At 33.6% G+C, this 11,630-nt stretch carries 8 protein-coding genes; 5 read left to right on the top strand and 3 right to left on the bottom strand.

The features are described from left to right. The first annotated feature begins 61 nt into the window (after positions 1-61). Entirely contained in the window at positions 62-448 is a 387-nt protein-coding gene (gene apaG / locus Q4Q35_RS17535) for a Co2+/Mg2+ efflux facilitator ApaG/CorD (RefSeq protein WP_303279322.1), read from the top strand. Between the two features lie 53 nt (positions 449-501). Here apaG and Q4Q35_RS17530 read toward each other — a convergent pair whose 3' ends face one another. The 3 genes from Q4Q35_RS17530 to Q4Q35_RS17520 all read right to left on the bottom strand — a co-directional run bounded on the left by Q4Q35_RS17530 (position 502) and on the right by Q4Q35_RS17520 (position 2,633). Beyond that, complete coding sequence (locus tag Q4Q35_RS17530) at positions 502-717, bottom strand: GIY-YIG nuclease family protein (RefSeq protein WP_367892756.1); 216 nt, start codon at positions 715-717, stop codon at positions 502-504. Positions 718-925: 208 nt separating this feature from the next. Further along, positions 926-1,915 (bottom strand): DUF6695 family protein, encoded by a 990-nt coding sequence (locus Q4Q35_RS17525; RefSeq protein WP_303279321.1) that lies wholly within the window; start codon positions 1,913-1,915, stop codon positions 926-928. Further along, positions 1,908-2,633 carry an NRDE family protein gene (locus Q4Q35_RS17520; protein ID WP_303279320.1) on the bottom strand — a complete coding sequence of 242 codons (726 nt, stop codon included), beginning with the start codon at positions 2,631-2,633 and terminating at the stop codon, positions 1,908-1,910. Before Q4Q35_RS17520 ends, Q4Q35_RS17525 begins: the two co-directional genes overlap by 8 nt. 149 nt (positions 2,634-2,782) lie before the next feature. Between Q4Q35_RS17520 and pruA the strand changes: the two genes are divergently transcribed. The 4 genes from pruA to Q4Q35_RS17500 all read left to right on the top strand — a co-directional run bounded on the left by pruA (position 2,783) and on the right by Q4Q35_RS17500 (position 11,080). Further along, positions 2,783-4,411, top strand: a complete 1,629-nt coding sequence (gene pruA / locus Q4Q35_RS17515) for an L-glutamate gamma-semialdehyde dehydrogenase (protein WP_303279319.1) — start codon at positions 2,783-2,785, stop codon at positions 4,409-4,411. A 247-nt stretch (positions 4,412-4,658) separates the two neighbouring features. Next, a complete protein-coding gene (locus Q4Q35_RS17510) occupies positions 4,659-5,171 on the top strand; it encodes a hypothetical protein (RefSeq protein WP_303279318.1) in 513 nt (170 codons plus the stop codon). A 468-nt stretch (positions 5,172-5,639) separates the two neighbouring features. Then, positions 5,640-6,884 carry a glycosyltransferase gene (locus Q4Q35_RS17505; RefSeq protein ID WP_303279317.1) on the top strand — a complete coding sequence of 415 codons (1,245 nt, stop codon included), beginning with the start codon at positions 5,640-5,642 and terminating at the stop codon, positions 6,882-6,884. 11 nt (positions 6,885-6,895) lie between these two features. Beyond that, positions 6,896-11,080, top strand: coding sequence for a phosphodiester glycosidase family protein (locus Q4Q35_RS17500; protein WP_303279316.1), 4,185 nt, complete (start codon positions 6,896-6,898; stop codon positions 11,078-11,080). Positions 11,081-11,630 lie beyond the last annotated feature (550 nt).

The following is an 11,630-nucleotide window of genomic DNA, read 5'->3' as shown; positions in this document are numbered from 1 at the left end:
TCTAAACACTTAATATTTACTATTTTAGCATCCAACAAATACGTTGTATATTAGTATCAAGATGGTTCAACAAGTAACAAGAGGCATAAAAATATCGGTGATTACCACTTATGAAGGCTCATTTTATAAAAATTATAAAATGCAGTATGCTTTTGGATATACTATAACTATTGAAAATCAAAGTAAAGATTCTGTCCAGCTTAATGCACGCCGCTGGGAAATTTTAGATGCCTTAAATAATATTGAAATCGTTTCTGGTGAAGGTGTTATTGGTAAAAAACCAGTACTAAAACCTGGAGAATCTCATACTTATACCTCTGGATGCTTACTTACCTCTCCTTTTGGAGCCATGCAAGGTCACTATAGCATGATAAATTTTACTACGACTAAAAAGTTTAAAGTGGCTATACCTACTTTTAAATTAAGTGCGCCTTTTGCTATAAACTAGTAGATCGTCATTGTGAGGGAGGGACGACCGTAACAATCTCTTCATTTTAAGCACTATCCAAAATAAAACAACCACCCATCTGATAGGTCTTTCCATTCTGGATTATCTTTCTCTATGAGGTTAATCTTATTAATCCGCTTGTATTTTTTAATCTGTTTTTCTCTTTTAATAGCTTCTTCAATAGAATCGAATGTCTCAAAATAAATTAACTTTTCACAGTTATATTTTGCTGCAAAACCTTTATGAAATTTTGACTTGTGCTGATACATTCGCTTAACCAAATCACTGATAACCCCTGTATACAAAACAGTATTATTTTTTGTTGGTTATAATGTATACATGAGATTGTTTCATAAGTAATTCCAGATCTTTTTTAAACTGATTCTCACGTCGCGCTCTGGTGCTCCTCAGAATGTCCTAAACGACAAACAGATTCTTACGTCTCGCTTTAGGACGAGACTCAGAATGACAGAAAAATTAAACTTTTCGTTCAAATCTAAAAACTTGTTCTCCTTGCTTTATATTAAAAAACTTGCAGTTAGAATAATGGACAAACTCAAAAGGAATGTCATAATTAAAAGCCTCATTTACAGTAAAAATAGCATCGCAATCAATATTTCCATAAGGTGAAACACGTCTAAATTGGTATTCTGTTTTATTATTCGTTTTATGCAACTCAAACCAAGCCCCTGCCGCTATACCAGATAACCATTGTGCTTTTTTATGCAAACCTTCAACAGGTTTAGACTCTAAAGTACCAACTAAATTAACTTTATGATCTTTTAGTTTATCTAAAAAGCAACGTACATTTTCACTCTTCTGCGTGCCTTTAAATTCTGAAATACCTCCTGTTTCGGAGACTTCATAAACGTAATTTTCTGTATCTGCCAACAACACATTACCAACCGTACTTGGTGTAAACCATTTCGATTTCTCTAACTTGGTTTTAATAGTTAAATCTGTAACAGAAGCTATCAATGCATCAGTTACAAAACGTGCACAATTGCACGCATCTTTTATAAACGCGGCATAGCGTATAAAAGCCTTTTTTTGCATACTGGTAATATGTGCTCTGGCTTTTTTATAATCCACCGTATTACAAACAGAAGCTACCAATTTACCATCGCCATGTGTTAATTTAGGATGTGTCCCTAAGAATTCTAAAATATCATTTAAGTTTTTAATCCTATCATTTTCAATGTCTGCTTTTATTGGAAAGTCTAATTCATTATCAGTATCTCTTCCTCGCACTCTTCCATTAGGTTCCGGTGTAATGTAACGTCCAAAATCATGATATTCTAAAACGCCTGTGTTTTTATCAATCAATACCAATGCCGCATGTCCAGCCCTTAAATAATTCTTTTTGCCAACACCTATAAATCGTAAATACGGGGAAAACCATTCCTCAGAAACCATAACAATAGTATCTGGATATGCCAATGTTAAAATTATGCCTGTGCTATTCATTAACTATTTGAGGCAAACTAAAAGCTTTGTTTGTAACCGTATTATCTTGTAGACTTTCATAATACATATCAGCAGCATTACCTCTTTTTTCAACCTGGGTAATGCTAGTCGTTTTAACGAATCCACGATTCATAACAACACCATAATCATTATTGGGTTCTCCTGCTTTTTTATGAAATTGTAATACTGTTTTAGCATCCAACTCGTTTTCACTCTTAAAGGCTTCGAACCAGTTTTGGCGTTCTACTTTCATCTCTCTAGTGTACAAGGTCGACGATGACCATAACTTAGGTTCTTTAGGCAATTCTGTAGCATGTCTTTTGTTACCATCCCAAACCAGTTCAAAAAACTTTAAATCATCATTCCAGTCGGCAATTACCATAGTGAAGGGTTCTATATCTTTTAAATTATATGTTTCAATAGTATCAATAATATTTTCAGTAACCATAAAATCCTTAGCAACAACACCTCTACTCATTCTATACTCAGGCAAACGTTCATGATATACAAAACCGCCATTTAGTACACATATTAATCTGTTTTTATCACTCAAACCTATCCAGGTTCCTCCAGACAAAACATCTTTAGGGTATAAAACCTTTGCATCATGAATGTTATAAAAATCAGGAGGTAATGATACTCTGTTAGGAGCTTCATCACGATTGGAGGTTAAAATAAAACCGTTTTTCCCTTTAGGGATAATTGTTACTGTACACATATAACCTATAGTCAAAATATAGTTTGGCAACTTACAAAAAATAAATAAATTAACGTGCTTTTAAGAAGTCATCCTTCCAATTAATCATTTAATTATTCGTAAATTTGCACCTCATTTACTGAAAATTCAATAACGAAAAATAGAAAATCATGGGAAAAGGCTTTTTTAATGTACCAATTGCAGTTAACGAACCTGTAAAAAGCTATGCACCGGGAACTCCGGAAAGAGATGCTGTTTTAAAAACATACAAAGATATGTTTCATAGCAAAATTGAAGTCCCTTTATATATAAATGGCAAAGATGTAAAAACTGGGAATACCAGAACCATGTCACCTCCTCATGACCACCAACACACTGTTGGGGCGTATCATGTAGCAGAACAATCTCATATAGATGATGCTATAGCTACTGCTTTAGAAGCTAGGAAAGCTTGGTCTGTAATGCCGTGGGAACAACGTGCTGCTATCTTCTTAAAAGCTGCCGAATTAATTGCCGGTCCTTATAGGGCTAAAATAAATGCTGCTACCATGATAGCACAATCTAAAACCATCCATCAGGCTGAAATTGATGCTGCCTGTGAGTTTATAGATTTCTTGCGTTTTAATGTGCAGTTTATGACAGACATTTATACTGAACAACCTGAAAGCACAAGTGATGCATGGAATCGTATTGAATATAGACCTCTTGAAGGGTTTACCTATGCTGTAACCCCTTTTAATTTTACTGCTATCGCAGGAAACTTACCGGCTTGCATGGCATTAATGGGTAATGTAGTGGTTTGGAAACCTAGTGATAGCCAAGTATATTCTGCCAAAGTAATTATGGATGTGTTTGAAGAAGCTGGCGTTCCTCCTGGCGTTATTAATGTTGTTTTTGGTGACCCTGTTATGATAACTAATACGATTATGGCAAGTCCTGATTTTTCAGGCTTACACTTTACTGGTTCAACATTTATATTTAAAGAACTTTGGAAACAAATAGGAAATAATATACACAACTATAAAACCTACCCAAGAATTGTAGGTGAAACTGGTGGAAAAGATTTTATTGTAGCACATAAATCTGCAAATGCCAAACAAGTGGCTACTGCTATTGTTCGTGGAGCATTCGAATTTCAAGGACAAAAATGTAGTGCGGCCTCGAGAGCTTATATTCCTAAAAGCTTATGGAACGATGTAAAAGAATTTGTAATTAATGATGTAAAATCATTCAAAATGGGTTCTCCGGAAGATATGAGCAACTTTATTACAGCAGTAATTCACGAAGGTTCTTTTGATAAGCTAGCAAAATATATAGACCAAGCTAAATCTGATAGTGATGCCGAAATTATTGTTGGCGGAAATTACGATAAAAGCAAAGGTTATTTTATTGAACCTACTGTTATTGTGACTACAGATCCAAAATACACCACCATGTGCACGGAGTTATTTGGCCCTGTAATTACTATTTATGTATATGAAGATGACGCCTATGCAGAAACTTTAAAATTGGTAGATGAAACGAGCGAATATGCCTTAACTGGTGCTATACTTTCTACCGATAGATATGCGGTAACTCAGGCTACCGAAGCTTTACAAAATGCTGCTGGGAACTTCTATATTAACGACAAACCAACCGGTGCCGTTGTTGGACAACAACCTTTTGGTGGCGCCAGAGCTTCTGGAACAAACGATAAAGCGGGAAGTGCTCAAAACTTATTACGTTGGGTATCTCCTAGAATGATAAAGGAAACTTTTGTGACTCCTACAGATTATCGTTATCCGTTTTTGGAGGAATAGAATTCCTGCCTTTCGGCTTCGCTCAAGATAAACTTCAGCAGGAATCTCATAATCGAAAAACCTATATAAAAAGACTGTCTAAAATTAAGATAGTCTCTTTTTTATTTTGTAAACTTTTGCAATTGAGATCCTTGATTTTATCAGAAAAATTAGCGAACTTCGTTTAACATTAGTTATAAAACAACCTGTATTGAACTTGTTTCAGTATTAAAACGATTTCATATCATATCGTTATCATTTATAAGAAATGACCAAGGAAGAAGCTGAAAAATTAGTACAAGAACATTTAACGAAAAATTTAAAAGGTTTCTCTGTTATTTCAGAATCCACTATGGAATCTGAATCTTGCTTTGCGGTTTTTTATCAATCTGACAAGTACCTAAAATCTAACAAGTTTGAGGATATTGCAGTTGGACAAGGACCAACAATAGTTTCTAAAATTGATAGCAAATTATTTGAGACAGGTTCAGGTCGCTTTGTTGAAGATTCAATTGAATCATTTGAAAAATATGGAGACCCTTATTTAGAAAAAGATAATTCAAAGATTATTTTATCATTAGTCAAAAATAAAAATTTTGACTTAAAATCAATGATAGCACTTTTGAAAAAAACGACCAACAAAGGAATACTTGAGTCTAAACAAATTCTGACTGATTTAATAGATGGTGGAACAATTCATTTTGAAAACAATTTGACTGAAGATGACTTTCAAGAATTGAGTGAATTTGGATTTACAGTCGATTATGCTTGGTTGGATTGAAATGAAAAATTACAAATGCTAACATGTATAATTCATTGCTAGTACTCGCCTACTTACGAAAATCCTCGTAGATTTTCTATTCGGTTTGTATTTGCTAAATTAGATGCTTAAAACACGCAACAAACCATATACAAAACCGTTAAACGAACAAATCCTCAAAAAACTATTATATCTATCCCAAATCATTAATCATTCCCTCCTCTCCCTTAAAGACTGAAGTACTTCAACTCGCAATCAGTTACACTAAGATTAAAATGATATCTAAAGAACTCAAAAAGAACGATTTCGTTATTAAAGAAAACTTTTAAGTTATCGATTTGACAAAATAACTACAGTAAATTTCATAACTCATTTTTAAATATTCTTAAAATTTTTGAAGTGGTAATTTATTACAAATAACCTTCCAAAACCTTTCATGTTTTTTATAAAAATGTATCTTTAGGTATACGAACCCCTTATTTAATTTACATGCGAATAGGTATTATTATTGGTAGAATTGGTGGTGTAGATGGCGTAGCACTTGAAACCGAAAAATGGATAGAAGTATTAAAAAAGTTAGGTCATGAAGTCTTTATCATGTCTGGAGAATTCGAATCTTGGGATATGGATTATGAGCATGATTATCTCTTTCCTGCCTTATCCTTTTTTTCGGTTGAAGCCGAATGGGGACAACGGAAAGCTTTTTATGAACCTGATAAAGATCCAGACCCATTACTAGATCATGTTGAAAGTGCGTCTAACATGATTTATGAAGCCATGCTTCAATGGGTTACAGATAAAAAAATAGACGCGATACTTTCAGAAAACGCTTCAGCACTCCCTTGCCATTTGTCTATGGGGGTGGCTATTAAAAAACTAATTAAAGATACTGGGTTACCTATAGTAACTCACGATCATGATTTTCATTGGGAACGCGGGCAGCGTTATGTTTCAGTGCATCCTGAGATCAACCAATATGTAGATGATAATTTCCCATTATTGCTACCCAACGTAAAACACGCAGTCATTAACACCTTTGGTGTAGAAACCTTTAAAAACAGATTTAATATAGATGCTACTTTGGTACCTAATGTTATGGATTTTAATCGGGTTTACGGAGTTCCAACTCCAGAAAACCAGTGCTTCCTTAAAGATATAGGTATTACAGAAGATGAAATTGCATTGTTACAAGTAACACGTATCGTTAGACGTAAAGGCATTGAAACGGCTATTTCGTTAATTGATAAACTAGATGACAAAAAGCTAAAACTGGTTATTACTGGAAATAATAATGATGACGAAAACAAAGAATATTATAATGAATTAATCGATCAAATTCATGAACTAAATCTATCTAATCAAATCATATTTGCAGCTCACAAGGTATTAGACCATAAAGATTTATCTGATGTTTATGCACACGGTAGAGCCTGTACTTATTTTAGCACTTATGAAGGTTTTGGAAATGCTTTTGTTGAAAGTGTACTTGCAAAAAAACCCATATTTGTAAATAACTACAAGCCTGTATATATGCAAGATATTGGCAATAAAGGGTTTGAAACAGTCATGATAGAAGACGGACATCTCACTCCTAAAAGTGTTCAACAAATGTCAGACATCATATACAATCCAAAACGATGTTTAGAAATTGGCGCATATAACTTTAACCTTGGTAAAAAATATTTCTCATTTGATGTCCTTGAAGAAAAATTAAATAGCCTATTTACATTTTAAGAAACGAACAAATGACTAAGACAGCGAAAATTACTAATATTTTAAATGAACTTAAAAATGAAAAAATAAACACCTGGTTTGATTTAGGGTTATTTATTGATAAATTTAAAGAACAAAATTCAAAATCAGCCTTTGAAGGTGATGCACAGTCATTTAATGCTCACATTGAAAAAGGAGGCATTGCTTTTTTAACATTTTACTTCACTATAGATGGTATTACAGTAGAAACAGAAAAATATGCCAAAACCTTTAAGAAGATTTATCCTAATATTCCCATTCATTTTATAGCAGGAGATATTAAACAAGAGGCCGATGAATTAATTCCAAAAGATGCCTTTAAAAAAGTATTCCCAGAAATGGAGGCTTTTGATGCCTGGCCGCTATACGATGATTTTTTTAGAATAAAAATGGAACGTGGCAGTGAAGCCTACAATGACCTTATTGGTAAGTTTTGGAAAGAGGTTTTAGTGCTAGTAGAAAAATTAGGCCATTATATTGAAGAAAATGATATTTCGCTGTTGTATTTAATCAATGTGTGCTCTAATCCTGGTAATGTTTCTTTGGCTTTGGCTACCGTATTAATTTCAGAATATTTAGGAATTCCAGTCATTAATAATAATCATGATTTTTATTGGGAAGGCGGTAATAGAAAGGTCGAAATTAAAAAGAAAGGTCTAAAAAAAGGGCCAAGAGATTTCTTTTTTCATAATGCGCATGTCGGAGAGTTTTTCTCAATTATAGAAATGGTTTATCCATGGGAAAGTCGCTCTTGGATGCATGTAAATATTAATAAAATCCAACAAAATCATCTTATAGATATTAATGGTCATAACCCAGCCAATGTGGCATTAATAGGAACAGCGGTAGATACGAAAATGCATCAAATGAGTAAACGTGATATTATTAAAGCGTTTATGCAAGTGTCTACTATTTTTGCTAATAAAAAAGACACGATAACAGTTCATACAGCAGCACACCATACCGATAGTGAACGGTCATTAAAACCCATATTATTAGGCCATAAAACCATTCGCGAATTTGATTTTGTAAATAATAATATTGTTTTCTTACAACCTACACGGGTAATTAGCAGAAAATCTATAGAGCTTAATTTTAAATTAATTAAGCGCTTATTTTCTTATGATTCATTTGCCGAAAAATTTATTACAAATCCACAATTAAAATTATCTTTAATTGTTTCAGGACCTATACCACATGGTCAACAAAATTACTATCACGATTTAAAAAAAGATTTTGAAAAGTTCCTTAAGGAGCTTCCAAAAACATTCAGATCAAGAGTCCTTCTTGGGTTTTTATTTAGTGAGTTCGATAAAAATGAATTTAAGAAAAAATATAAAAAGCCATTAGACATTGAGCAACTGTATGATGTGGCCTCCTTAATTTTATTGCCAAGTCAAACCGAAGGCAGAGGCTTACCCATTATTGAAGCAGCAGCTTGTGGCACACCCATATTTTGTAGACAGTACGAACCAAGAGAAGTTTATGATGAAGTTATTGGTCGTCATTTAGATCAGTCATTACGTTTAAACGTCTTAGAGTTTAAAGGTTCTAAAATTCCTAAACGATTGGCAGAAAAAATATGTGATCATGTGTTTTATCCTCAAAACAGAATGGTTGATGTTACGCATAATAGAAGCGTTATTAATAAGCGCTATAGCATAGAGGCGTTGCAAAAAAACATGCAATATATTCTAGGAAGACTGCATTTGCAATTAGGAGCTATTTCTAATACCGTTAACCCACAAGTGGTTAATTTATTAGAAGCATACAAAAATATGGTACATTTTGAAAATGAAGACCTTCATGCTATACTTAATAAAAAAACGAGACATTACTTACCTGGTTATGGCAGATTGTCGTTTATGACGTATTTAAAATCTCTAATAGACCCTAGTTTTTTTAGAGTAGAAGAGCAGCTTATAAAAGGAAAAGTAATGGGGTATGCTAGAATGATGGAAAATGACATTCCTGATTTAGTAAATACTAATCTTAATTTAATCCATAAATATTATAATGCCATAGATGATATTTTTAAATATGTAGATGGAGAATTAACAATAAGACACGATCATGCTTTGGCATACAGGCATAGAAACAAAAAACAATATGCCTATCAAGCATTTACGTATCATGAAGTAACGGGCTTGGTTAATATGATTTATAGCGATGTTTTTAAACCAAAAAATCTACCAGATTTAACCTTAGCACCACAATTTTTTGCTGATTGGGAATTAGCATTATTTCAATTAACCAATAGTAAATTTTTAGGAATTGATGATCGAAAAATTTTAACAAAAAAATTAAAAAACAATGTTCCTAAGGGGTACTTTCCAGGGCGCTTTATTAAGCATGAATTGGAATATTTTGTGTTGCAACCTATCCGTGCGCAGCTTAAACTTAAAATAGAAGAAGAACTTACTGCAAATGTCCTTAAAGAAAAAGGTAAAGAATTAGAAAAAGTCTATATTTTTATACACGAACCGAGAATCACAAAATGGTTTTCAAATGCCAATATTAAGGAGTATTTAGAAAGTGGAAAGGAGCCTGAACTAGGGTTGCTATTTAAAACAGGCGTTGTTCAGATAATAAAAACAAAACAATGGTCTGAAGGGGTTCATTTTCCACAAATGGGAGCCAAAGCAATTAAGATTTTACGAAACATTAAAGAATCTAACGGTTTTATAATTACCAATGGTGAGTATGCGGCAATGATGACCGACATTGTAGAAATAGATCATTTCCACATAGGAAAGGTACAGCATACCATGACTGCTAAGATTATGGGAATCCCTAAGGATAGCGGTTTTATTCAATTTGTACCAGCAGCTGTTAGAACCACTTTAGCATTTCCTACTCCCATACAAACAGCCAAAGATTTTGATAATGTTTTAAAAGGTAAACTATATAAAAAACTTAAAAAAACGCTTGGCGAAAAGGAATTGTTGCAACTTATATCTAAAGATGCTATTGAAAATGGCACCCCTATAGCGAAGCTATTAAAACAGATAAATGAGAACTTAAAAGACACTAAAACTGTCGAAAAAGTAACAGCATCATTTGCTGGAGGCGTTTATGAAGATGGTTTACCCTGGAGCGGTGTATTAGCTGAAATTGATACCAAAAAAGATAACTGGAAATTCGCAGCCCATATTGCCAAAAAAGAACCTAAAAATGTACCTGCGCTCATCGATGAGTATAAGAAGACCAGTAAAAACCCGAATAAAATAGAGTTAGCTTGGAATGGAGGCTACATATTAAACCCGGAATTGGTTGGCAAACTAGGATTGCCAGAAACCTATATAGGCTCACCTTTAGGCCTATTAATTATGAATAATACCGTGTTCTGTCCGCCACTTTTTAATAAACCAGCATTCATTATTTATAAAAATGGCGATGTAGATATTCGAAAGGTAAACAGCAAAGCGGGCTTTATTGTAAAAGGAAAACAAAACATCCTATTTGCTCCAGGCCATTATAATATACACAGCAAAACCGAACCTTGTTATTACGATTTGTCTTATCCTAAAGACACTATACAAGGTGATGGTCATGTTATTTTAAGAATAGCAGGCCATACAGTAAAGCAAATTATTAAAACAAAAGCAAATGAAGTTGTGCCTGTTATTCCAGTAGGGATTACCTTGTCTATACCCTTAGAGGTGTTTGCTAATGGGGAATTTAAAGAAGGCATGCCATTAGATATTCAGTTATTAGAGCCAAAAACCAACCCTTACAAATGGGATGAGATATCGTATGCTATTGAAGCAGGACCGATGTTAATTAATGGCGGCAAGCAAATTTTAAATATGGAAGATGAAGGTTGGAAAACGACTAATTCTATTAATACACAAGCGGCTCGATTAGATTTTACAGATATGCGTGGCCCAAAAATAGCCGTAGGTATTACAAAAGCAGGAAAACTTATGGTGCTTATGGTAAACGGACGTATTAGAGAATCTGTTGGAGCTACCCATTTTGATATGGTAGACATTCTTTTAAAATACGGCATGGATAAAGCCATGGGCTTTGACCCTGGAGGCAGCAGTACCTTGGTTGTTGATGGTAACATTATGAATATTTCACCATACAATAAAAATTACGAGAAAGATATTTACTCATTACTACCAGAACCGCGATTTGTTGCCAATGCTATTATGGGCTGGATTGAAGAATAAGTTTTAACGTACTCTCAAACAAAAAACGATAACACCAAAAGAGATATGTTTCAACAAACTATTTTAAAAATCATTTTCTTCACCACCTTTAAAGATTGAAATACGTCAACTCGTATCAGCTATACTAAGGTTAACTAAACGAATCTATAGACTTCCAGTCCATAGATTCGTTTTTGCAGGCTGAAAGTCTGCTTCGTGAAATACCGAAATATAAAATAATAAACATTGTAAAATGGAATTAGTGTAAACTGGTGAAACCTGCCCACCGGCAGGCTGGTTCGTGTCAAAAATTTAAAGTTTTTAGACACTGAAAGCAACGTGTACTAAATCATATAGTTTTAACTGCATTTGAAACCAATAAAAGATTCCTGCCAAAGTTTATCTTGAGCGAAGCCGAAAGACAGGAATTTTAATAAAGAATTTCTTGAAACCAACTATCCTCGAGGCAGAGCCATAGAGGTATTTCGCTGGTTTCATTTTGACCTAAAAAGGTCAAAAACCGAAATTCTGTATTTAGATTCCCGTTTTCACGGGAATGACAATTTCAACG

The sequence above is a fragment of the Flavivirga aquimarina genome, assembly GCF_030540835.1.
GTDB lineage: Bacteria > Bacteroidota > Bacteroidia > Flavobacteriales > Flavobacteriaceae > Flavivirga > Flavivirga aquimarina.
The sequence above is the reverse complement of the archived record's forward strand: the minus strand, read 5'-3'. Positions and strand labels throughout refer to the sequence as shown.

Coding starts and splice junctions, on each gene's coding strand:
- apaG (WP_303279322.1), top strand. CDS start 62: ATGGTTCAACAAGTAACAAGAGGCATAAAAATATCGGTGATTACCACT.
- Q4Q35_RS17530 (WP_367892756.1), bottom strand. CDS start 717: ATGTATCAGCACAAGTCAAAATTTCATAAAGGTTTTGCAGCAAAATAT.
- Q4Q35_RS17525 (WP_303279321.1), bottom strand. CDS start 1,915: ATGAATAGCACAGGCATAATTTTAACATTGGCATATCCAGATACTATT.
- Q4Q35_RS17520 (WP_303279320.1), bottom strand. CDS start 2,633: ATGTGTACAGTAACAATTATCCCTAAAGGGAAAAACGGTTTTATTTTA.
- pruA (WP_303279319.1), top strand. CDS start 2,783: ATGGGAAAAGGCTTTTTTAATGTACCAATTGCAGTTAACGAACCTGTA.
- Q4Q35_RS17510 (WP_303279318.1), top strand. CDS start 4,659: ATGACCAAGGAAGAAGCTGAAAAATTAGTACAAGAACATTTAACGAAA.
- Q4Q35_RS17505 (WP_303279317.1), top strand. CDS start 5,640: ATGCGAATAGGTATTATTATTGGTAGAATTGGTGGTGTAGATGGCGTA.
- Q4Q35_RS17500 (WP_303279316.1), top strand. CDS start 6,896: ATGACTAAGACAGCGAAAATTACTAATATTTTAAATGAACTTAAAAAT.